The sequence below is a fragment of the Mycobacterium sp. genome (genome assembly GCF_035314665.1).
GTDB lineage: Bacteria > Actinomycetota > Actinomycetes > Mycobacteriales > Mycobacteriaceae > Mycobacterium.
On record NZ_DATFZD010000410.1, the window covers coordinates 22,568 to 46,366 of the forward strand.

The 23,799-nt window shown below is 66.5% G+C and carries 17 protein-coding genes; 10 read left to right on the forward strand and 7 right to left on the reverse strand.

What is annotated here, in order from left to right; all coding sequences use genetic code 11:
• The first annotated feature begins 58 nt into the window (after positions 1 to 58).
• Positions 59 to 1,894: an acyl-CoA dehydrogenase gene (locus tag VKI00_RS29195; RefSeq protein WP_324444440.1), complete on the forward strand. Its 1,836-nt coding sequence runs from the start codon at positions 59 to 61 to the stop codon at positions 1,892 to 1,894.
• A gap of 315 nt (positions 1,895 to 2,209) precedes the next feature.
• Here VKI00_RS29195 and VKI00_RS29200 read toward each other — a convergent pair whose 3' ends face one another.
• Positions 2,210 to 3,499 (reverse strand): acetyl-CoA C-acetyltransferase, encoded by a 1,290-nt coding sequence (locus tag VKI00_RS29200; protein ID WP_324444502.1) that lies wholly within the window; start codon positions 3,497 to 3,499, stop codon positions 2,210 to 2,212.
• 146 nt (positions 3,500 to 3,645) lie between these two features.
• Between VKI00_RS29200 and VKI00_RS29205 the strand changes: the two genes are divergently transcribed.
• Together VKI00_RS29205 and VKI00_RS29210 are read left to right on the forward strand one after the other, a co-directional pair.
• Entirely contained in the window at positions 3,646 to 5,010 is a 1,365-nt protein-coding gene (locus VKI00_RS29205) for a 3-oxoacyl-ACP reductase (RefSeq protein WP_324444442.1), read from the forward strand.
• 17 nt (positions 5,011 to 5,027) lie between these two features.
• Entirely contained in the window at positions 5,028 to 5,870 is an 843-nt protein-coding gene (locus tag VKI00_RS29210; RefSeq protein WP_324444444.1) for a MaoC/PaaZ C-terminal domain-containing protein, read from the forward strand.
• Here VKI00_RS29210 and VKI00_RS29215 read toward each other — a convergent pair.
• From VKI00_RS29215 to VKI00_RS29225, 3 genes are all read right to left on the reverse strand, one after another.
• A complete protein-coding gene (locus VKI00_RS29215; protein WP_324444446.1) occupies positions 5,867 to 7,093 on the reverse strand; it encodes a chloride channel protein in 1,227 nt (408 codons plus the stop codon). The two genes, VKI00_RS29210 and VKI00_RS29215, sit on opposite strands and share 4 nt — an antisense overlap.
• A 22-nt stretch (positions 7,094 to 7,115) precedes the next feature.
• Positions 7,116 to 7,745, reverse strand: a complete 630-nt coding sequence (locus VKI00_RS29220; RefSeq protein WP_324444448.1) for a TetR/AcrR family transcriptional regulator — start codon at positions 7,743 to 7,745, stop codon at positions 7,116 to 7,118.
• Between the two features lie 76 nt (positions 7,746 to 7,821).
• Positions 7,822 to 8,976, reverse strand: coding sequence for a glycoside hydrolase family 3 N-terminal domain-containing protein (locus VKI00_RS29225; RefSeq protein WP_324444450.1), 1,155 nt, complete (start codon positions 8,974 to 8,976; stop codon positions 7,822 to 7,824).
• A 129-nt stretch (positions 8,977 to 9,105) separates the two neighbouring features.
• Here VKI00_RS29225 and VKI00_RS29230 point away from each other — a divergent pair, with 129 nt between their 5' ends.
• From VKI00_RS29230 to VKI00_RS29250, 5 genes are all read left to right on the forward strand, one after another.
• A complete protein-coding gene (locus tag VKI00_RS29230; protein WP_067342410.1) occupies positions 9,106 to 9,279 on the forward strand; it encodes a DUF2613 domain-containing protein in 174 nt (57 codons plus the stop codon).
• An 85-nt stretch (positions 9,280 to 9,364) separates the two neighbouring features.
• On the forward strand, positions 9,365 to 13,606 hold the full coding sequence (locus tag VKI00_RS29235; protein ID WP_324444455.1) for an alpha-(1->3)-arabinofuranosyltransferase domain-containing protein: 4,242 nt from the start codon (positions 9,365 to 9,367) through the stop codon (positions 13,604 to 13,606).
• Between the two features lie 90 nt (positions 13,607 to 13,696).
• Complete coding sequence (locus VKI00_RS29240) at positions 13,697 to 15,340, forward strand: alpha/beta hydrolase (RefSeq protein WP_324444457.1); 1,644 nt, start codon at positions 13,697 to 13,699, stop codon at positions 15,338 to 15,340.
• A 4-nt stretch (positions 15,341 to 15,344) separates the two neighbouring features.
• Positions 15,345 to 15,968: a hypothetical protein gene (locus tag VKI00_RS29245; RefSeq protein WP_324444459.1), complete on the forward strand. Its 624-nt coding sequence runs from the start codon at positions 15,345 to 15,347 to the stop codon at positions 15,966 to 15,968.
• Between the two features lie 75 nt (positions 15,969 to 16,043).
• On the forward strand, positions 16,044 to 17,483 hold the full coding sequence (locus VKI00_RS29250) for a lipase maturation factor family protein (protein WP_324444461.1): 1,440 nt from the start codon (positions 16,044 to 16,046) through the stop codon (positions 17,481 to 17,483).
• A gap of 10 nt (positions 17,484 to 17,493) precedes the next feature.
• On the opposite strand, the gene VKI00_RS29255 is transcribed toward VKI00_RS29250, so the two are convergent.
• Positions 17,494 to 19,140 (reverse strand): acetolactate synthase large subunit, encoded by a 1,647-nt coding sequence (locus VKI00_RS29255; protein WP_324444463.1) that lies wholly within the window; start codon positions 19,138 to 19,140, stop codon positions 17,494 to 17,496.
• 147 nt (positions 19,141 to 19,287) lie between these two features.
• On the opposite strand from VKI00_RS29255, the gene VKI00_RS29260 reads away from it, so the two are divergent.
• Entirely contained in the window at positions 19,288 to 20,469 is a 1,182-nt protein-coding gene (locus tag VKI00_RS29260; protein ID WP_324444465.1) for a hypothetical protein, read from the forward strand.
• Positions 20,470 to 20,601: 132 nt separating this feature from the next.
• Complete coding sequence (locus VKI00_RS29265; RefSeq protein ID WP_324444467.1) at positions 20,602 to 21,978, forward strand: NADP-dependent succinic semialdehyde dehydrogenase; 1,377 nt, start codon at positions 20,602 to 20,604, stop codon at positions 21,976 to 21,978.
• Here the strand turns inward: VKI00_RS29265 and VKI00_RS29270 are convergent.
• Positions 21,975 to 22,910, reverse strand: coding sequence for a R2-like ligand-binding oxidase (locus VKI00_RS29270; protein ID WP_324444468.1), 936 nt, complete (start codon positions 22,908 to 22,910; stop codon positions 21,975 to 21,977). The two genes, VKI00_RS29265 and VKI00_RS29270, sit on opposite strands and share 4 nt — an antisense overlap.
• Positions 22,907 to 23,590 (reverse strand): TetR/AcrR family transcriptional regulator, encoded by a 684-nt coding sequence (locus tag VKI00_RS29275; RefSeq protein ID WP_324444470.1) that lies wholly within the window; start codon positions 23,588 to 23,590, stop codon positions 22,907 to 22,909. The genes VKI00_RS29270 and VKI00_RS29275 overlap by 4 nt, the downstream gene beginning before the upstream one ends.
• Positions 23,591 to 23,799 lie beyond the last annotated feature (209 nt).

The window sequence follows — 23,799 nt, forward strand, 5'->3', positions numbered from 1 at the left end:
GTGGGTAACTTAGCCTTAGTACCCAACCACAAGTGGCGTTCTCATCGAGGAGGAACCAGTGAGCCACTACAAGAGCAATGTGCGCGACCAGGTATTCAACCTGTTTGAGGTGTTGGGCGTCGACAAGTCCTTCGGCGAAGGCGACTACGCCGACCTGGACGCCGACACCGCCCGCGAAATGCTGACGGAGATGAGCCGGCTGGCCGAAGGCCCGGTCGCCGAGTCCTTCGTCGAGGGCGACCGCAATCCCCCGGTCTTCGACCCGGAGACCCACTCCGTGAAGCTCCCCGAGAGCTTCAAGGCGTCGGTGCGCGCGGTCATCGAAGCCGGTTGGGACAAGGTCGGCCTAGCCGAAGAGCTGGGTGGCATGCCGATGCCCCAGGCGATGCTGTGGGCGCTGCACGAGCACCTGCTCGGCGCCAACCCGGCGGTGTGGATGTACGCCGGCGGCGCGGGATTCGCCCAGATCTTCTACAACCTGGCCACCGAAGAGCAGAAGAAGTGGGCCGTGCTGGCCGCCGAGCGCGGCTGGGGCTCGACCATGGTGCTCACCGAGCCGGACGCCGGCTCGGACGTCGGCGCCGGCCGGACCAAGGCCGTCCAGCAGGACGACGGCTCCTGGCACATCGACGGCGTGAAGCGGTTCATCACCTCGGGCGACTCGGACGACATGTTCGAGAACATCTTTCACCTGGTGCTGGCTCGCCCCGAGGGTGCCGGACCGGGTACCAAGGGCCTGTCGCTGTTCTTCGTGCCCAAGGTGCTGTTCGACTTCGAGACCGGCGAGCTGGGCGAGCGCAACGGCGTGTTCGTCACCAACGTCGAGCACAAGATGGGCCTGAAAGTCTCTGCGACCTGTGAACTGACCTTTGGTCAGCACGGCGTTCCGGCCAAGGGCTGGCTGGTCGGCGAGGTGCACAACGGCATCGCGCAGATGTTCGAGGTCATCGAAAACGCCCGCATGCTGGTCGGTACCAAGGCCATCGCGACGCTGTCCACCGGCTACCTCAACGCCCTGGCCTACGCCAAGGAGCGCGTGCAGGGCGCCGACCTGACCCAAATGACCGACAAGACCGCGCCGCGGGTGACCATCACGCACCACCCGGACGTGCGTCGCAGCCTGATGACCCAGAAGGCTTACGCCGAGGGCCTGCGTGCGCTGTACCTCTACACCGCGACCTACCAGGATGCGGCCGTCGCCACGGCACTGCACGGCGTGGACGCCGACCTGGCGGTCAAGGTCAACGACCTGATGCTGCCGATCGTCAAGGGTGTCGGCTCCGAGCAGGCCTACGCCAAGCTCACCGAGAGCCTGCAGACCTTCGGCGGATCCGGCTTCTTGCAGGACTACCCGATCGAGCAGTACATCCGCGACGCCAAGATCGACTCGCTTTACGAGGGCACCACGGCCATCCAGGCGCAGGACTTCTTCTTCCGGAAGATCGTCCGCGACAAGGGTGTGGCGCTGGCCCACGTGTCCGGGCAGATCGAGGAGTTCCTGAAGAACGAGTCCGGCAACGGCCGGCTGAAGGCCGAGCGTGCGCTGCTGGCCACCGCCCTGGCGGACGTGCAGGCGATGGCAGCGACGCTGACCGGCTACCTGATGGCCGCGCAGGACGACATCTCCAGCATCTACAAGGTGGGGACGGGTTCGGTGCGCTTCCTGATGAGCGTCGGCGACCTGGTCATCGGCTGGTTGCTGCAGCGTCAGGCCGCGGTGGCCCTGGAGGCGCTCGACGCCGGTGCCAGCGACGCCGACCGGGCCTTCTACGAGGGCAAGATCGCGGTGGCGTCGTTCTTCGCCAAGAACTTCCTGCCGTTGCTGACCAGCACCCGCCAGGTGTTGGACACGATCGACAACGACATCATGGAGCTCGACGAAGCGGCCTTCTAGGCGACGACGATGCGGCCGTGAAACGGCCGAGTAGGAGTCGGCTAATTGGGCTTCTGATCCCCAACAGCGAAATCCCCCGTTCTCGTTGGAGAATGGGGGATTTCGCGTCTTGGCTATTTGTGGGGAGGGGCCGCCGCGGATCCCCTCCTTCCGTCGGCGGCCCCCATCGGCCGACACCTGTGAACAGGCCTTCGGCCGATTCAAGGACGCCCCGCGCTGCCATCGGGTCGGGGGGTCGGACGACAACACGGAGCTATCCGTGAGGTCGCATACCCAGGCGCCGTCGTTAGTAAACGGCACACCGCACCTGGCGTATCAGGCTTCCAGAATGGCGGCGACGCCTTGGCCGCCGGCGGCACAGATCGAGATCAGCCCGCGCACCGGCTTGGCTCCGTTGTGCTGGGCCTTCGCCTCGGACAGTTGCTTGGCCAGCTGCGCAAGGATCCGCCCGCCGGTGGCGGCGAACGGGTGACCGGCCGCCAGCGAGGACCCGTTCACGTTCAGCTTGGACCGGTCGATGGGCCCCAGCGCCGCATCCAGGCCCAGCCGCTCCTTGCAGTACTCCTCGGACTCCCAGGCCTGCAGGTGCGCCAGCACGACCGAGGCGAATGCCTCATGGATCTCGTAGAAGTCGAAGTCGGCAAGGCTGAGCCCATTGCGCGCCAGCAGGCGTGGCACCGCGTATGTCGGCGCCATCAGCAGGCCGTCGGCGCCGTTGACGTAGTCCACCGACGCCGTCTCGGCGTCGACGAAGTAGGCCAGCGGCGTCAGCGAGCGCCCGGCTGCCCACTCTTCGCTGGCCAGCAAGGCCACCGACGCGCCGTCGGTCAGCGGTGTGGAGTTGCCGGCCGTCATCGTGGCGTCGCCGGCCTTCACCCCGAACACCGGCTTGAGCTTGGCCAGCTTCTCCGCCGACGAGTCCGGCCGCAGGTTGTCGTCGCGATAAAGACCCAAGAACGGGGTGACCAGGTCGTCGAAGAAGCCGCTGTCGTAGGCCGCCGCCATATTGCGGTGGCTAGCGGCGGCCAACTCATCCTGGTCGACCCGCTTGATGCCCATCTGCTTGGCGGTGATGGCCTGGTGCTCGCCCATCGACAGGCCGGTGCGTGGCTCGCTGTTCACTGGGATCTCCACCCCGACGCTGGCCGGGAGCTTGCCGACCAGCTTCAGCCGCTCGACGTTGGACTTTGACCGACGCAGTCCCAGCAGTGTGCGGCGCAGGTTGTCGCCCAAGCCGATCGGCGCATCGGAGGTGGTGTCCACGCCGCCGGCGGCGGCGACCTCGTAGCGGCCGGACGCGATGCCGTCGGCCGCGGCGATCGCCGCCTGCAAGCCGGTGCCACAGGCCTGCTGCAGGTCGAAGGCGGGCGTGTAAGACGACAGCGCCGATCCGAGCACGCACTCGCGCATCAGGTTGAAGTCGCGGCTGTGCTTGAGCACCGCGCCGCCGATCACCGCGCCCAAACGTTCACCGGCAAGGCCGAACCGGTCGACCAGCCCTCCCAGGGCGGCGGTGAACATGTCCTGGTTGGACGCCTCGGCGTAGGCGCGGTCCGAGCGCGCGAACGGGATTCGATTGCCACCGAGCACAGCGACGCGGCGCATGGAACTTTCAGAAGTCACGCTTATCTCCGTCGGTTGGGGGTTATCCACCACTAGGGGTCATACTACCTACTGTTCTTACTCTGGAGTAAGTTCGCTCTTCGATACGGTAGTCGACAGATGACACGCTCGATACGGAAGGCAGCTCAGTGGCCCCCAAGGTTTCACCCGATCTATTGTCCCAAGTCGTCAACTCCGGGCCCGGCTCGTTTCTCGCCAAGCAACTCGGCGTGCCGCAGCCCGAGAAACTGCGCCGTTATCGGGTCGGTGATCGGCCGCTGGCCGGGTCGCTGCTGATCGGCGGGGAGGGCCGGGTTGTCGAGCCGCTGCGGGCGGCGCTCGATAAGGATTACGACGTGGTGGGCGCCAACCTCGGTGGTCGCTGGGCCGATTCGTTCGGCGGGCTGGTTTTCGACGCCACCGGTATCACCACGCCCGCCGGGTTGACGGCGCTGCACGAGTTCTTCACGCCGCTGCTGCGCAATGTCGGCCACTCCGGCCGCGTCGTCGTCGTCGGCACCACCCCCGACCACGCCGGCAGCACCGACGAGCGGATCGCGCAGCGCGCGCTGGAGGGCTTCACCCGCTCGCTGGGCAAGGAGCTGCGGCGCGGAGCGACCGCCGCGCTGGTCTACCTGTCGCCCGATGCAAAACCGGCCGCTACCGGCGCAGAGTCGACCCTGCGGTTCCTGCTGTCGGCCAAATCGGCCTACGTGGACGGGCAGGTGTTCTACGTCGGCGCCGCCGACTCCACTCCGCCAGCCGACTGGGACCGGCCGCTGGACGGCAAGGTGGGCATCGTGACCGGTGCTGCGCGCGGCATCGGCGCGACGATCGCCGAGGTGTTCGCCCGGGACGGGGCCCGGGTCATCGCGGTCGACGTGGAGGGCGCCGCCGAGGCGCTGGCCGAGACCGCCACCCGGATCGGTGGGACGGCCCTGACCCTCGACGTCACCGCAGACGATGCCGTCGACCGGATCAGCGAGCATCTGCGTGAGCACTACGACGGCAGGGCCGACATCCTGGTCAACAACGCCGGCATCACCCGCGACAAGCTGCTGGCCAACATGGACGACGCCCGCTGGAACTCGGTTCTGGCCGTCAACCTGCTTGCGCCACAACGGCTTACCGAGGGACTGATCGGCAACGGCAGCATCGGGGACGGCGGCCGGGTGATCGGTCTGTCGTCGATGGCCGGCATCGCGGGCAACCGCGGGCAGACCAACTACGCGACCACCAAGGCGGGCATGATCGGGCTGACTCAGGCGCTGGCACCGGTGCTCGCCGAGAAGGGCATCACGATCAACGCCGTCGCGCCGGGTTTCATCGAAACCCAGATGACCGCGGCCATCCCGCTGGCCACCCGCGAGGTGGGCCGCCGGATGAACTCGCTGTTCCAAGGTGGGCAACCGGTGGACGTCGCCGAGACCATCGCCTACTTCGCCAGCCCGGCGTCAAACGCGGTGACGGGCAACGTCATTCGTGTTTGCGGCCAGGCTATGCTGGGCGCATAGCGCAGAGGAGATACGCAGTGACGCAACCAAGCGGCCTGAAGAACCTGCTGCGCGCGGCGGCGGGGGCGTTGCCGTTCGTGCCACGCAGCGACCACCTGCCCAGCAGGACGCTGACCGTCAACGACGTGCCCATCGACCGCGGGAACGTCGCCGACTATGCAGCGGTTACCGGACTGCGCTACGGCGACACCGTGCCGCTGACCTACCCGTTCGCGTTGACCTTCCCGACCATGATGTCGCTGGTAACCGGATTCGACTTCCCTTTCGCTGCAATGGGATCCGTCCATACCGAAAATCACATTACCCAATACCGGCCGATCAAGGTAACCGATACGGTCAATATCAACGTGCACGCCGAGAACCTGCGTGAACACCGCAAAGGCCTGCTGGTCGACCTGGTGACCGATGTCAGCGTCGGTAACGAGGTGGCATGGCACCAGGTGACAACGTTCCTGCACCAACAACGCACCAGCTTGTCCGACGAACCCAAGCCACCGCCGCAGAAGCAGCCCAAGCCGCCGCCACCGAAAGCCATCCTGCGGATCACCCCGGGCCAGATTCGGCGCTATGCTGCGATCGGCGGCGATCACAACCCGATCCACACCAACCCCATCGGGGCCAAGTTGTTCGGCTTCCCCACCGTGATTGCACACGGAATGTTCAGCGCTGCAGCAGTATTGGCGAATTTAGAGGCCGGTCTCCCCGATGCTGTGACATATTCGGTGCGGTTCGGCAAACCAGTGGTGCTGCCCGCCAGTGCGGGACTCTACGTCGATCAGGTCGAGGACGGCTGGGACATCAGCTTGCGCAACATCGCCAAGGGGTATCCGCATCTGACCGGCACGCTGCGGACGCACTAGCCGGAATCGCGCTCGACAAGTAGTCGGACACCGTATGCGCTAAGGGCGGCAGCCAGGAAAACCAGCAATAGCCAAATCGGCGGCCGGGCAAGTTCCCACACGAAGATCGCCGCCCAAAACGGTGTGCCTTGACTGATCGCGAGCACACCGGCTGCACCGGCCATCGAGATCGCCTGAACGTGAAAGTGGGTCCCTGCGGCCGCATTGATGGTCAGCACCAACAGCGTCCCCGCCGCCGCGCCGGTCGCAAGCGCGGGGGTGATCAATCCGCCCGTCGCGCCGGCGCGCAGAAAAACCGCCGTCAGTAGCGGTTTCAGAATCAAGACCGCCGCCGCCGTCGCCAAGGTCATCCCGCCGGCGAGCGTCGCGCTCAGGATCGATCTGCCGTTGCCGGGCAGTTCGGGCCACCAGTGTGAGCAGACACCGGTCAGCAACCCGGCGCCGGCGATTGCCGGGATCAGCAGCCAGGATCTCCGCACTGCGGCCCGATGTGCCGCTCCCATGGCGCGATTGAACACCAGTCCCACCACAAAGGTCAGCGGGCCCAGCACCAGCGCGTAACCGATCAAACGGTAGGAAAAATGCAGGTCGGGCCAGGTCAGAATCGTCTGATTATGGGTGACCACCGAGGCAACCGCGACACCCAGGCTCGAGGTGATCAGCGCGGCACCCACCGCTCGGAGATGCCACGTTCTCAACATGATCCGCAGCGCGAACAGCGCACCACCGAGCGGCACCGCATAAACGGCACCCAGCCCGGCGCCGGCCGCACACCCCAGCAGAATCTCCCGGTCGCGGGGCGACAGGCGTTTCAGCCATCCGATCCCCAAATCGCCAAGGGCCGCGGCGAATTCGCGAGGGGCCCCTTCCCGGCCCAGCGATGCACCGGTGCCAACCACCAGCACTTGCAGTGCCGCGTCGCCGCCGAAGGGCAGCATGCGTATCCGCTCGCGGCGCTCGATCGCCGTAGAAAGTGACGGGACATCGGTTCTGGACCGCAGTGCCCACCAGCCCAGCCCTGCCAGGGCTCCGCCCACCATTGGCCCCAAAGCTCGACGCACCGGGCTGCTGCCGGTGACCCCCTGCAGCAGCGTTCCGAATGTGTAGTGGTAGGTGAGGTGCTCAAGAAAACGCAGCAGCAGCGTCGTCGACAACCCGGCAACCCCGGCCAGCAACCCGACAATCACCGTCGCGCAGAAAAACTCAACATCGCGGCGGCTCATGGGGTGAATGGCGAGGTCCCGGCTAACCGGACCCAGCGGCGGCCTCGTGCGCGTCCCGATCGGACGGCACGCCCTTGAGACCGCGCCAGAACAGGTTGATCATCAACGCAGCCGCCTCGTCGACGTCGGTATCGCCGGTACTGAGCCGGGTCGCGATCGCTTCGCCGGCGCCCACCAGCGCGACCGCTATCATCTCGAAGTCGGTGTCGGGTTCGGGATTCCGGGTGCCGGCCTCCAGTATTCGAGCAACCAAGGCGATGATCCGCTCGCGGCCCTCGCGCACGGTGTGGGCGAATGCTTGCGAGCTGGTGGCCTGCGTGTACATCACGATCCACGACGCGCGGTTGGCGTCGATGTAATGCATGAACGCGACAATAGTGTTGCGCAACAAGTCCTTTGGGCTCTGCTCCAGATTGATGTCCTCGCGCACACCATCGATGAATCGTGTCATCTCGCGATCAAGACAGGCGCCGAACAGTTCTTCCTTGGAGCCGTAGTACAGATACAGCATCGGCTTGGAGATCTCGGCCTTGGCCGCGATCACATCCATCGACGTCTCGTGATAGCCGTTGATGGAGAACATCTCGACGGCGGCATCCAGCATCTGCTGTTCGCGCACAGCACGGGGTAACCGCTTGGTACCACCTGCCATGCTGTCCCCTTCTCGCCGACCTACGGGTGCGCCCGTCTGCCTTCAGGGTAAGCAATGCGTATGCGGGCCGCCGCGTTTACGGCCCGCAGTCTGGCTTCGGGCCCTTGACCTTCGCCACCCGCAGTACCGAGGCATCGACGGCGGACATCGTCAACTCCCCTGCGGCCAATGCCTTCTCCAGACGATCCAGCACGGCGGGCACCTCGTCGGTGGTAACCCACAGCGCGATGTCGGTGCCGGCCTGCAGGGATCGCAGGACCGCTTCCGGCACGCCGTAGTGCTGGTTGATCGCGGCCATGCTGGATAGGTCGTCGCTGAACACCGGGCCGTCGAAGGCCGGGCCTTTGTAGCCGGTCCCGGTGCGCAACAACTGAATGGCGGCCTTGCTGAGGCTGGCCGGTTGATCGCCAGTCAGGCCGGGCACCTGCAGGTGGCCGATCATGACGCCGACGGGCGCCGCGGTCACCAGCGTCCGGTACGGCACCAGATCGTTGTTCTGCAACGCCTCAAGCGGCGGCGTGGTCACTCCGCCGGTGTGCGAGTCGCCGGATCCGTGCCCGTGGCCGGGAAAATGCTTGAGCACCGGCAGCAGCCCGGCGTCGCGCAGACCTCGCGCATATGCGCCGGCGTACGCGGTGACGACGGCCGGATCCGAGCCGAACGACCGGTCGCCGATCACGGTGTCGTCGGGCGCGTCGGTGACGTCGACCACCGGGGCGAAATCGATGGTGATACCCAGGCCACGCATCTTGTGGCCGCGGTCCAACGCAATGCCGTAGACCTCGTCGGCGGTGTTCGTGTGGGCCAGCACCCGCGGCGACGGCGACGGGCCGATCAGCGACGACAGCCGCGCTACCCGGCCGCCCTCCTCGTCGACGCTGATCGCCACCGGCAGCGCCGTGCTCGCGGACAGATTCTTCACCGTGCCGTTGGTCAGCATCGACAGGTCGGTCCAGCTGCCGACGAAAATGCCGCCGACGTGGTGGTCTGTCACGACGGCTTTGGCGTCGTCGCCGTTGCGTACGCCCACCATCAGCAGCTGAGCCAGCTTGTCGCGGGTGGACATTGCCGCCAGGATCGCCCCCGGCTCCCCGCACGCGGGTCGGGCCGGGGGGATCGGCTTCGCCGATGACGTGGCCGGTGCCGACTTGGGTCGTTCGGAGGTGTGGCCGCAGCCCGCCAACACCGCCGTAACCGCGGCGAGCACGGCCAGTACACGCGAGGAAGCCATTCGCCCATGCTGTCATGGGGTCGATTCGCGCGGCGCCGACGCCCCGCCCGCCGAACGCTCCACCGGCCGCGACCTTGCCTTCTGCTAGGTTTGGCCCCTAGCACGCCCGCAATTCCAAGGAGCTGCCCGATGAACCGGTTCGTTGCGCCCGCCGCCGCCAGCGTCGTGGTTGGTCTGCTGCTGGGCGCAGCCGCGATCTTCGGGATCACGTTGATGGTGCAGCAGGACACCAAGCCACCCCTTCCCGGAGGCGACCCGCAGTCGTCGGTGCTCAACCGGGTCGAGTACGGCAACCGCAGCTAGCCGCCGCCCGGTGACGATGCGGGCCGGGGAACGGCCCGTTGAGGAGCCGGGCAGTCAGAGGCGGACCCAGGCCGCCGGTGCGAAAATGGTTTCTGCTGCGACGCCCCTGTCGCGACGCTGGTTGTGGCTGGTCGCGACCGTCGCGCTGACGCTGAGCTTCGCCCAGTCGCCCGGGCGGATCTCCCCCGACACCAAGCTCGACCTCACCGCCAACCCGCTGCGCTTCCTGACCCGGGCGACCAATTTGTGGAACAGCGAACTGCCCTTCGGGCAGGCGCAAAACCAGGCCTACGGCTACCTGTTTCCGCACGGGGCCTTCTTCCTGGCCGGTCATCTGCTGGGGCTACCCGGCTGGGTGACCCAGCGGCTGTGGTGGGCGTTGCTGCTGACCGTCGGCTTCTGGGGGTTATTGCGGGTCGCTGAGGCGCTGGGGATCGGCAGTCCGACATCGCGCGTGATCGCGGCGGTGGCGTTCGCGCTGTCGCCTCGGGTATTGACGACCCTGGGGTCGATCTCGTCGGAAACGTTGCCGATCATGCTGGCGCCGTGGGTGCTGCTGCCCACCATTCTGGCGCTGCGCGGCGACGCCGACCGGTCGGTGCGCCGGCTCGCCGGGCGGGCCGGGCTGGCCGTGGCGCTGATGGGAGCCGTCAACGCGATCGCGACGTTGGCCGGCTGCCTGCCCGCGGTGATCTGGTGGGCCTGTCACCGGCCCAACCGCCGGTGGTGGCGCTACAGCGCGTGGTGGTTGCTGGCCCTGGCATTGGCGATGACGTGGTGGCTGGTGGCGCTGATCTTGATGGCCCGGATCAGCCCGCCGTTCCTGGACTTCATCGAATCGTCCGGCGTGACGACGCAATGGTCGTCGCTGGTCGAAGTGCTGCGCGGTACCGACAGCTGGACCCCGTTCGTGGCGCCGGACGCGACCGCGGGCGCGCCTCTGGTCACCGGATCGGTCGCCATCCTGGCCACCTGTCTAGTGGCGGCTGCCGGACTGGCCGGTCTAGCGATGAGGAATTTGCTGGCGCGGGGGCGGCTGGTGACGATGCTGCTCGTCGGGGTGGTGCTGCTGGCCGCCGGATACAGCGGCGGGCTCGGCTCGCCGCTGGCGCATCACGTGCAGGCCTTCCTGGACGCCGGCGGAGCGCCACTGCGCAACGTGCACAAGCTGGAGTCGGTGGTTCGGATCCCGATAGTGCTGGGCCTGGCGCAGCTGCTGGGCAGGATTCCGCTGCCGGGGACCGCGCCGAGAGTCGAATGGATCCACGCGTTTGCTCACCCGGAGCGCGACAAGCGGGTGGCGGCCACGATCGTGATCCTGACCGCCCTGATGGCCGGCACTTCGCTGGCGTGGACCGGCCGGATCACCCCGCCCGGGACGTTCAGCGCGATACCGCGGTATTGGCATGACGCCGCCGATTGGCTCTCCGAACACAACACCGGCGCACCGACGCCGGGTCGGGTGTTGGTGGTTCCCGGCGCGCCGTTCGCCACCCAGCTGTGGGGTACCAGCCACGACGAACCGTTGCAGGTGCTGGGCACCAGCCCGTGGGGAGTGCGCGACTCGATCCCGTTGACGCCGCCGCAAACCATCCGGGCGCTGGATTCGGTGCAACGGCTCTTCGCGGCCGGCAGACCTTCCGCGGGGCTGGCTGATACCCTTGCCCGCCAAGGTATTTCGTATGTCGTCGTGCGTAACGACCTGGACCCCGACGCGTCGCGCTCGGCGCGTCCGATTCTGGTGCACCGGGCCATCGCTGGATTGCCGCGCCTGGCGAAGGTCGCCGAATTCGGCGCGCCGGTCGGGCCCGGCCCGGTGTCGGGATTCGTCACCGACAGCGGTTTGCGGCCGCGATATCCCGCCGTGGAGATCTACCGCGTCGTCACAGCCACCGGCAAACCCGCCGCCCCCTACCTGACCGACACCGACCGGCTGGCCCGCGTCGACGGCGGGCCGGAAGCGCTGTTGCGCCTCGACGAACGCCGACGGCTGTCGGGTCAGCCTCCGCTGGGTCCGGTGCTGATGACCGCGGACGCCGAACGCGCCGGTCTGCCGACGCCCGCCGGGGCCGGGGTCACCGTCACCGATACACCGGTGGCCCGGGAAACCGACTACGGCCGGGTCGATGACCACTCGTCGGCGATCCGGGCCGTCGGCGACGCCCGGCGCACCTTCAACCGGGTGCCCGACTACCCGGCCCCGGGCGCTGAAACCGTGTACGGCGCCTGGACCGGTGGCCGGCTCACGGTGTCCAGCTCGTCGTCGGATGCCACCGCGCTGCCCGACGTCGCGCCGGCGACCTCGCCCGCGGCCGCGATCGACGGCGACTCGGCGACCGCGTGGGTGTCCAACGGGCTGCAGTCCGCCGTAGGTCAATGGCTGCAGGTGGACTTCGACCATCCGGTCACCAACAGCGTCATCACCGTCACGCCGAGCGCGACCGCCGTCGGCGCCCAGGTCCGCAGGATCGAGGTAGCCACCGCCACCGGCACCACGACGCTGAGGTTCGACGAGGCCGGCAAACCGGTGACCGCCGCGCTCCCGTACGGCGAAACGCCATGGGTGCGGGTCACCGCGATCGCCACCGACGACGGTTCGGCCGGGGTGCAGTTCGCGATCACCGACTTGTCGATCACCCAGTACGACGCCTCCGGGTTCGCGCACCCGGTCGACCTACGGCACACCGTGCTGGTTCCCGGTCCCCCGCCGAATACTGCGGTCGCGCGGTGGGACCTGGGCTCTGAGTTGCTCGGCCGGCCGGGCTGCGCCATGGGGCCCAAGAACATGCAGTGCGCGGCGTCAATGGCGCTGGTACCGGAAACACCGGTCACGTTCAGCCGGACACTGACTGTGCCCCAACCGGTTTCGGTGCGTCCAACGGTGTGGGTGCGCGCGCGGCCGGGACCTAAACTGGCCGACCTGATCGCCGAGCCGGACAGCACCCGGGCTCGCGGTGACTCCGATCTGGTCGACGTTCTCGGCTCGGCGTATGCCGCCACCGACGGTGATCCGGCCACCGCGTGGACGGCACCGCAGCGAGTGGTGCAGCACAAGACGCCCCCGACTCTGACCGTCACCCTGCCCCGGCCCACCGAGGTGACCGGGCTGCGGCTGGTTCCCAGCCGCTCATCGGTGCCCGCGCACCCGACCATGGTCGCGATCGACCTCGGGGACGGCCCGCAGGTCCGCGAGTTGAAAGATGCGCAGAGCCTGTCGCTGAAATCCCGCGTCACCGACACCGTCACGGTCAGCCTGCTGGACTGGGATGACGTGATCGACCGCACCGCGCTGGGCTTCGATCAGCTGAAACCGCCGGGGCTGGCCGAGATCCTGGTGCTCGGCGCCGACGGCAAACCGATTGCCCCTTCCGATGCCGCGCGCAACCGCGCTCGCGAGGTCACCGTCGACTGCGAACACGGGCCGGTCATCGGGATCGCCGGCCGGTTTGTACACACCGCGATTCAGACCACGGTGGGCGCGCTGCTGGACGGCGCGCCGGTGGGCGCCCAAGCGTGCGACCGTCAGCCGATCCAGTTGCCCGCCGGTCAGCAAGAGCTATTGATCAGTCCCGGGTCGCAATTCGTCGTCGACGGCGCGCAATTGTCGGGGCCGCTCGCAGCCGAATCACCCACCGCCACAGCGGCATCCATGACACCCGCTGCCACCGGGGCATGGGGTCCGGCCCACCGCGAGGTGCGCGTAACCGAGGCTCCGACGTCGCGGCTACTGGTCGTGCCGGAAAGCCTCAACCCCGGTTGGGTCGCACACACCAGCGCCGGGACGCGGCTCACGCCGGTGGCCGTCAACGGCTGGCAGCAGGGCTGGGTGGTGCCGGCGGGAACGTCGGGCACCGTCACGCTGACCTTCGCGCCCAACGCGCTCTACCGCGCCGGCCTGGGCGGCGGGCTGGCATTGCTGCCGCTGTTGGCCCTGATGGCATGGTGGCCGCAGCGACGGCGGGACCGTGACGACCCCGCCGCACGCCCGTGGGCGCCCGGGTCCGCGGCCGCCGTCGCGGTGCTGGCCGCCGCGGCGGTGATCGCCGGAGTGGTGGGCGTCGTGGTGTTCGGTGCCGGGCTCGGCCTGCAATGGGCGCTGCGCGACAACCCTCGACGGCGTGACGTGATCACCATGGGGACGAGCGCCGGTGGGCTGATTCTGGCCGGCGCCGCATTGTCTCGGCATCCGTGGCGGTCGGTCGACGGTTACGCCGGACATTCCGCCGGCGTGCAACTGCTGGCGCTGATTTCACTCGCGGCCGTGGCGGCCTCCGCGACGGCGACGATGCGGGCTGGGGACCGGCCCGAGGAGGAGCGGCGCCGATAAGCCGTGACCTCATGGCACAAATCCGCCCGGTAAGCAATTCGCCCAGCCGGTGAGTTGTGCCCAATCCTCAATGCTGTTACGGCATAACATGTGACGTTGCCGGTGGCCGATATTGATCGGTGGAGCGCCGAGGCTGTGCGAGAGGTGTTCCACGCGGCCGGCGCACGCGCGCAAGCCACCTTGGAGGCCTCCCGCCAACTCGGCTCGCTGACGGTATTCGACACCTGGGAGGGTGCGACCGCCGAGGCCAGAAGGCACGCCAACGCCGCAATCCGCCAAGACCTCGACGCACACGGCAACGAGTCACTGGCGGTCGCCCGTGCGGCGGGCAAAGCCGCCGACGCGATCGAGCACGTGCAATCCGAATTGCGCCTGCTGCGTCACGATGCCGCCGAACTGCAGATGACGATCGACCGGCTGACCAACAAGGTGGTGCCGAGCGCGACATTCAACGGTCCGCCGATAGAAGCGCTGATCGCCGAAATGCAGCTGCAGCCACGGCTGAACGCAATCCTCGAGCAGGCCAACGCAATTGATGCGGAGCTGGCGACCACGATCAATATGGCCGACGGCGACATACCCATTCCGCCGGGACCGCATGACAATCGGCCGCACATCTCGCTTGCGCTGTCCGAGCCGCTGCCCGATGATCCGAAGAAGTTCAACGAGTTGTGGAATCAGCTCACCCTGGAGGAAAAGGACTGGCTCTACAGCCAAGACCACAACATCGGCAACCACGCCGGGATGCCATGGGACCCAACGGATCATCTGGGGAAGGACCACTACAACCGGCTGCACCTGCTCGAGCTTGCGCAGCAGACCGAAGCCGGCGTCGACCGGTTGCAGCACAGCGTTGACCAGATGATGGCCGACCACAATGTCGACGACGGCGCGCTGTATGCGCTGCAATCACAGCTGGCGGCGGCTCGACACAACCTGGCGGGATATCAAGCGGTGCGTGCCGACTTGGACCGCAGCGATGGGGTGAGCCGTTACTTGGGATTCCTCGATGACACGGGCCATGGCGCCGTGGCCATCTGGAACCCGGACTACGCCACACGCAACGGCATATTCGTACCCGGCACCGGCCAGGACCTGGCCCGGCTGCCGTTCAGCGACGCGAGAGCGGTAGCGATGTACAACGCGGCGCGTGCCGCGGACAAGACGCTTGGCCCGAAAGATGTCTCGATAACGACGTGGATGGGCTATGACCGTCCAATGGAGTTGAGCCACGCGGCCTTCCCCGATCCCGCTCGCGCGGGCGCCGACGGCTTGGACGCGTTCGAAAGCGGGCTGCGCGCCTCACACGTCGGAAAGGCGTCAATCGACACCGTCATCGGCCACAGCTACGGCTCGACGCTGATCGGCGCGGCCGCGTCGGGCGGACATCACCTCGACGCCGACAACGTCATCGCGGTTGGCAGCCCCGGCATGCTGGTGGGCGCCGCCGATGGCCTCAGCCTGGAACCGGGCGCGCAGGTGTATGCGATGCGGGCGGCTAACGACATCATCGGGATGGCCGGCGTGGTCACCGAATGGACACTGGGACCCGATCCGACCGCGCCGAATTTCGGTGCCCGTGGGTTGGCCGCCGACCTCGAGCCACCCGGCATCCTCGGCCTGCTGACCATCGAGGCTCACAGCAGCTACTGGGATCAACGCAACGTTGCACTGGCCAACATGGGCGCCGTCATCGCCGGGGTTGCGCCCCCGCAGATCGTCAGGCCGAGGTGATGAGATGAAGGCCGGCACCTCCGCAGCAACGCGGATCGGCGTCGTCGCGGTCGTGGTGCTCGTCGCAGCCTGTGCCCGGCATGGTCCGCCCGCACCGCCCACACCGTCAGGAACCACGATCATTGGAGGACTTCCCATGGCACCTGCCCCGCCACCGCCGCCGGGTTGGAAGGTGCAACCCGTCGTCCCGACCAGCCAGCAACAAGCCCAGGACACCGTGCTCGGGTATCTGAAGAAGACCCTCCAAGCGTTGCCGGCGGGAACGGTTTTCGATCGCTCCCGCTACGCGGGTTCGGGCAATACGCCCTGCAATGACGAGCCGACCGGCGTCCCGCCGAACGAATTCTCCGATATCCGCGACGCGGTCTTGCCGCCCGACACCGATCTGGACGCGATGATCGCGAAGGCCGGTGAAATCTGGCAGGGTTGGGGCTGGTACGTGCGTGAACGCGATGGGTTCGGGAAACCGAACCGATTCGGTTATGCGCCGGATGGGTACAGTCTCCAAATCGTGTCGGCTGAGCACAATGGATATCCACCGACGATCACCGGGGTGTCCCCGTGCTTTCCAGGTGAGCTCGTCCGAGACGACATAAAAGTTCCGGTGGTCCTCAAAGCCGACTCCTGACGGGCGGTTTTCACCCGGGCCGGCTGTGCACGCGGGAGGATGAGTACCGACGTCCACCGTCCGAGGAGTACGGACATGGGATGGTTTAACGCACCCGAGTATTGGCTGGGCAGGCTGATACTCGAGCGCGGCATCGCGGTCGTCTATGTTTTCGCGTTCGTCGCGGCCGCACGACAGTTCCGGGCGCTGATCGGGGAGCACGGGCTGCTGCCGGTGCCGCGCTATCTGGCCCGGCGATCCTTCCGACAAGCGCCGAGCATCTTCCACGTCCACTATTCCGACCGGTTCTTTGCGGCCGTCGCCTGGCTGGGTGCGACGTTATCGGCGGCGATGGCCCTGGGCTTGGCGGGCGCGCTGCCACTGTGGGCCGCGGTGTTGGTGTGGCTGCTGCTCTGGTTGCTGTACCTATCGATCGTCAACGTCGGCCAGACGTGGTACTCGTTCGGCTGGGAGTCGCTATTGCTGGAGACCGGTTTTCTGGCAATCTTCCTCGGCAATGACAAGGTGGCGCCACCGCTGCTGGCGATGTGGCTGGCGCGCTTGCTGCTGTTCCGGCTCGAGTTCGGTGCGGGACTGATCAAGCTCCGCGGTGACTCGTGCTGGCGTGACCTGACTTGCCTGTACTACCACCACGAAACCCAACCGATGCCGGGTCCGCTGAGCTGGTTCTTCCATCATCTACCCAAGCCCCTGCATCGGGTCGAAGTCGTTGGAAACCATTTCGCGCAGCTCATCGTCCCGTTCGGACTGTTCGCCCCGCAGCCGGTGGCCAGCATCGCCGGAGCGATCGTCGTGATCACCCAGCTGTGGCTGGTGATCTCCGGCAACTTCGCCTGGCTCAACTGGTTGACGATCCTGCTGGGCTGCAGCGCGATCGACACGTCGTCGGCGGCGGCCGTACTGCCGATCCCCACGCGGCCGGCGCTGGTCGGAGATCCACCGTGGTTCGCCGCCCTGGTGATCGTGTTCTCAGTGCTGACCGTGATGCTGACCTACTACCCGGTGCGCAACATGATCTCGCGCCGGCAACGGATGAACATGTCATTCAACCCAATTCACCTGATCAACACGTACGGGGCGTTCGGCACCATCGGCCGAACCCGCCGGGAGGTCGTGATCGAAGGCACCGACGAGCCCGAGGTCACCGACCAAACGGTGTGGAAGGAATACGAGTTCAAGGGCAAACCCGGAGCGGTGCGCCGACTGCCGGCGCAATGGGCGCCGTATCACCTGCGGCTGGATTGGCTGATGTGGTTCGCCGCCATCTCGCCGCAGTACGCCTATCCGTGGCTTCGACCATTTGTGTTGCGACTCTTGCAGAATGATCCGGCGACGCTGCGATTGCTGCGCCACAATCCGTTCCCGGCGTCCCCGCCCCGATACGTGCGAGCTCAGCTCTACCGATACCGCTTCACCACCGCGGCCGAGTTGCGGCGTGATCACGCGTGGTGGCATCGCACGCTGGAAGACGGCTACCTGCGGCCTACTTCACTGCCGAAAGCGGCGACCGACTAGTGCCGGCCGACTACAACGTCTCGTCGAGCTCGCCGAGCCGGTCGGTCAACCGCAGGTTTTCGGAGTAATCGACCGGACAGCAGATCAGCGAAACGCCGTCGTCGTTCAGCGCCGCCTTCAGCGTAGGCAACAGCTCGTCGGCGCTCTTGATTCGATAGCCCTTGGCGCCGAAGCTTTCCGCGTAACTCACGATGTCCGGGTTGCCGAACTTCACGTAATGGTGCTCACCGAGCTCGAGATCCATCTTCCACTCGATGAGGCCGTAACCGCCGTCCTCCCAGATCAATACAACGAGCGGTATCCGCTCACGAACCGCGGTCTCGATCTCCTGAGAGTTCATCAGAAACGCCCCGTCGCCGACCACGGCCAGCACCTTCGACTCGGGCCGTGCCAACTTGACGCCGAGAGCTCCGGGTAATGCAAAACTCATGGTGGACAAGCCGTTTGAGACCAGGCAAGTGTTCGGCTCAAAGGTCGGATAGAGGCGGGCCATCCACATCTTGGTGGCGCCGGTGTCGACCAGGACGATGTCGCCGCGGCCCAGCGCAGCGCGGGTGTCGGCGACTATCCGCTGGGGCGCCAGCGGATAGCGCGAATCCTGTTGCCCCCGAGCGAATTCCTCGGCAAGCAGACCCGAACCGGGTATCTCCGGGTCAGCGTCGTAGGTGTGGCCGGCGAGTGCGTTGGTGAGTACGTTCAAAGAGTCACTGATGTCGCCGATAATCCCAACGCTAACGGAATAGTGCGCGTCGACCTCGGCGGGGAAACGGTGAATATGGATGATCTTCTTGTCGGCATTGGGGTTGATCCGGACCGGATCGAATTCCTGCAGCTCATAGCCGACCGCAATCACGACGTCGGCATTGTCGAACCCGAAGTTGACGTAGTCGTGTCGCATGAACCCCAGGGTCCCGATGCTGTTGGGGTGGTCGTCGGGCATGACGCCCTTGCCGTGGAACGTGTTGGCTACCGGGACCCCGAGTGCTTCGGAGAACCGGACCACGGCCGCGGTGGCGTCGCTGCGGGCGGCGCCGTGGCCGGCCAGCATCACCGGCCGCTGTGCCTTGCGCAGAATGTCGATGGCGCGTGCCACCTGACCGGGCGCCGGCGCGTCGGCGCGGACAACGTTGCGCGGCAACGGTGTCAGGTCGTAATCGGCCTCATCAGCATCAATGTGCTCCGGTACGGCGAGGTAGACCGCGGCCGGGCGTTCGGTCTCGGCGACTTTGAACGCCTTGCGGAACATCTCCGGTATGGCATGCACGGTCGGGATGCCGGCGGCCCAGCGGGTGATGGGGGCGAACATCGACACCAGGTCGACGTATTGGTGCGACTCCTTGAACTGGCGATTCTGGCCGACCTGCGCCGAGATCGCGACCATCGGAGTGCTGTTCGTGGTGGCATCGGCCACGCCGAGCTGCATGTTGATGGCGCCCGGGCCGAGGGTGGCCGACACCACCCCCGCGCGTCCAGTGACCCGCCCGTACATCTCGGCCATGAACGACGCCGCCTGCTCGTGGCGGGTGAGCACATAGCGAATGTTCGACGAGGCCAGCGCCTGCACGAAGCGAATGTTCTCCTCGCCCGGTATCCCGAAGATCACGTCAACGCCCTCGTTCTCCAGGCATTTCACCATCAACTGGGCGGCGGTAGTCACCCATCACCTCCTGCGGCCACGACCGGTTAGAAGGTAGCGCGGCCAAGCGCCGGCCTCAGCTCCGGGTGCGCCCACCCGAGCAGCCGACGCGAATCCGGTCCGCTGAGCGGACCGCGACCTTGCTGCCTCCGCCGTCAAGGAGGCGCAATGGACGCGAGCACGTCAGACCAGACGATGGAAGGCAACGACATGACCGCGATCAAGCCTGAAACAGGCAGCAGCCTCACCGGCTATTGGGGAAGCGACAACAGCCAGCACGTCAACTTCACCGGTCTCGACGGCCACGTTCACGAGCTCTACATCGCACCCGGCACCAACTGGGTGGACAACGACCTGACCAAATTGGCCACCGCTCAATCGCCCTCTCTTCAATCGAGCCTGAGCGGTTACTGGCACGGCGATGACAGTGTGCACGTCTTTTACAACGGAGCCGGCACCGACAACCACGTGTACCAGCTCCGAATCTTTAAGGGCGCACCCGGCTGGCTATGGGAGGACCTGACATCATTGGCCGGTGGAATTGTGCCCAAGGTCAGCAGGGCATTCAACGCTTACTGGGGCACCGACAACAGCCAGCACGTCAACTACCTCGGCTCGGACAACCACATTCACGAGCTCTACCGGGCTTCGGGTGCCAGCCCAACCGACTGGACCGACAACGATCTGACCGCGCTGGCCATTGCGGTGCAGCCGCACCCGGAAACAGCGTTGGTCAGCTACTGGGGCAGCGACAGCAGCCAGCACGTCTTCTTCATCGGCATCGACGACCACGTCCACGAGCTGTACATCGCACCCGGAACCAACGGCTGGTCCGACAACGACCTCAGCGCACTCACGGCTGGGGCACAAAGTACGCCCAACGTGAATACCGCGCTTGCCGGCTTCTGGGACGACGAGAACGGCCAGCACCTGTACTACATCGGCAACGACGGGGGCCTCCACGAGATTTACACCTATCCGGGCGCAGGCTGGACCGACCACAACCTGACGCACGTGGTGCACGCCGTCGCGCCGAACCTCGGGACGGCGCTGGACGTCTATGAGGGCAGCCCTAACAGCCGTCACGTCAATTTCTTCGGCGTCGACGGGCATGTGCACGAGCTCTATGCCACCCCCGGGGCCGCCGGCTCCGGCTGGGTCGACAACGACCTGACGAAAATGGCGAATGCGGTCGACCCTGTCGTTGGTGACCGGGAGCTGCACGGCTACTGGGGCAGCGACAGCAGCCAGCACGTCAACTTCATCGGCGTCGACGGCGACCTGCACGAGCTCTACATCGCACCCGGCACCAACGGCTGGGTCGACAACAACCTCACTGCGCTCGCTTGACGAAAATCGCATCCGACCACGGCGGGAAAGCGTGAAAGTTAGGAAACTGCCGGCTTGAGCAGTGGCGCGAAAGCCGGAGTGGCAGGCTGGACACCGGACGTTTTGCAAACCTACCCACCGAAGGATGTCAGCGTGTCCATCGCCACGATCAACCCGGCCACCGGCGAGACGGTCAAGACCTTCACCCCTGCAACAGACGACGAGGTCGAGGCGGCAATCGCCCGTGCCCACGAGCGGTTCCTCGACTACCACCACTCCACCACGTTCGCTCAGCGCGCCGAGTGGGCGAAAGCCACCGCGGACCTCTTGGAGAAGGAAGCCGACGAGGTCGGGGCGATGATGACCCTCGAAATGGGCAAGACCCTCAAATCGGCCAAGGCCGAAGCAATCAAGTGCGCCACAGGTTTTCGCTACTACGCTGAGAACGCCGAGAAGCTGCTGGCCGACGAGCCCGCCGAGGCTTCCAAGGTCGGCGCGAAGCGGGCCTACACCCGCTACCAACCGCTAGGTGTGATCCTGGCCGTGATGCCGTGGAACTTCCCGCTGTGGCAGGCCGTCCGGTTCGCCGCGCCCGCGCTGATGGCAGGCAACGTCGGCCTGCTCAAACACGCCTCCAATGTGCCGCAGTCGGCGCTGTATCTGTCCGACGTCATCACCCGCGGTGGTTTTCCGGAGGGCTGCTTCCAGACTCTGCTCGTGTCGTCCAGCGCCGTCGAGGCCATCCTGCGGGACCCCCGGGTCAAGGCGGCCACGCTGACCGGCAGCGAACCCGCCGGGCAATCGGTCGCCGCTATTTGCGGCGACGAGATCAAACCCACCGTGATGGAGCTCGGCGGCAGCGACCCGTTCATCGTGATGCCGTCCGTCGACCTCGACGAGGCCGTCAAAACAGCGGTCACCGCGCGGGTGCAGAACAACGGCCAGTCCTGTATCGCCGCAAAGCGGTTCATCGTGCACACCGACATCTACGACGCGTTCGTCGACAAGTTCATCGACAAGATGAAGGCACTGAAGGTCGGCGACCCGACCGACCCGGACACCGACGTGGGTCCGCTGGCCACCGAGTCGGGCCGCGACGAAATCGCCAAGCAGGTCGACGATGCCGTCGCCGCGGGTGCGAAGGTCCGCCTCGGCGGCAAGACCCCGGAGCGGCCGGGCTGGTTCTACCCGCCCACGGTGGTCACCGACATCACCAAGGACATGGCGCTCTATACCGAAGAGGTCTTTGGCCCGGTCGCCTCGATGTATCGCGCCTCGGGCATCGACGAGGCCATCGAGATCGCCAACGCCACCACATTCGGGCTCGGCTCCAACGCCTGGACCAACGACGAAGCCGAGCAAGCGCGGTTCATCGACGACATCGAGGCCGGCCAGGTCTTCATCAACGGGATGACGGTGTCTTACCCCGAGCTAGGGTTTGGCGGCGTCAAGCGGTCGGGCTATGGCCGCGAGCTGGCAGGGCTGGGCATCCGTGCGTTCTGCAACGCCAAGACGGTGTGGGTGGGCTAGACGGCCGCCAGCGCCTTCTCGTCCTCGTCGGCGAAGGTGTCCTCCAGCTGCACCGGCGAGTAGTCGAGGTCGATCTCGGCGACCGGACGACCGCGGGCGCTGCTGATCGTGCCGAGCCGCCGCATCCCCTTGTCGGACGCGTACTGCATGAACTCGTCCGTCGAAATGTCGAATGGCATCGGGTCGTATAGCGCGAAGCCTTCTTCGATGAGGCGCAGCCCGAGCGGCATGAGCTCGTTCATGCGCGTTTCGAAGACGCCCCAGTTGGCATCGTCGGCGGCGACGTGGCGCCGGCAGGTGAACGTGCCCCATGCCATGTGGCGTCGCTCGTCGTCACCGATCCGCCGGACCAGCTCCTGCATGCCGGGAAGAATGCCGCGTTCCACGCAAATCTTGTGCCAGGCGTAGTAGCCGGTCAGCGCCAGCATGCCTTCGACCATGTGGTTGTACGTTACGGACGCCCGGACCTGCGCGGCCGGCGAGGGATCGACCCTCAGCGCGTTGAGGCAGTCCGGCAACTCCTCGTAGAAAATCGTGCGGTAGGTAGGGATGTCGTCCAGGTAGCTGTGCAGGTCGTCGGTGATGCCGACGGCGTCGAGCCACATCCGGAACACCTGGACGTGCTTGGCTTCCTCGAACGCAAACTGCGTCAGGTACATCTCGTCGCCCAGCCGGCCTTCGGCCCGCATCGCATACATGAACGGCTGAATGTCCTCGGTCACGGCTTCTTCGCCGGCGATGAACTCGGCGCAGAGTCGGGTGGCGTAGTGGCGTTCCTCGTCCGTAAGCCGCTCCCAATCGGCGCGGTCGCGGGAGAAGTCGATGTCGGCCGGGTTCCAGAACTTCGCATTGCCGCCGGCAAATAGCTTGAGCGGCAAGCTGTCCCAGTTGAGCCCGCCCGCAACCATCGAGCCGGTGTGTGTCCGTGTCATGTGGTGACCTCCTTTGTGTCAATCCGGTGAGCTTGCGGTAGCGGGGCAAATGCAGCAGCCAGTACCGCGACGAGCCGGCGCACCGCCAGTGCCGGTTGGTCCGGCGTGGGCTCGTCGAGTCCGAGGATCGGATCCAGTCCGCGCACATACGGCGCCAGCGCCAGGTGCGGAAAGATCATCAGCAGCAACGACATCAGCACATCGGTATCGGAATCCGCACGCAGGTCCCCGCGGACGTGCGCGTCGCGGACAAGCGGCCGCAGCACCTCCAGGTAGTGGCGGTGAATGACGTTCTGCACGCTGACCCGGGCTTCGGTGTCGACTTCGAGAGTCGCCGCGGCGTGTAGCGCGCGTTCATGCGGATTGTCGGCGAAGTAGGCCACCCACGCGTCGAGCCAGTCGGTCAGAAAGTCGAAGAACGGGCGGCTGGGGTCGAGCTCGCGGATGCGGTCCTCCATGTAGGCCCGCACCCGCTGGCTGGCAATGTCGGCGATGAACGCGTACAGATCGCGCTTGTCCGCGAAGTACTGGAACAGGCTGCCCTTGGCGACCCCCGCGCGCCGGGCGATGACGTTCAGGCTGCCGCGCGAGAAGCCGTGCGCTGAGAACTCGGCCTCGGCGGCGTCCACGATCGCCGCGCGGCGCGCCGGGTCAATGCGAGCCCACGTCACCGTCGGCATTCGGTCCTCCTCGCGTCGATGACCACTGGTCACTCTACTGTGAGCCAGGTCACTCTTCAAGGTTCGGCACATGGCCGACACGCCAGAGCACTCGATCCCGAGGCGACCGCGGGTTTCGGCCGCTTCGTCGCCACAGACGGCGCGACGTCCGAAACATTGGAAATAGCCACGGAAAACGGCAACAGCCGGAGATACTTGCAACCCAAGGA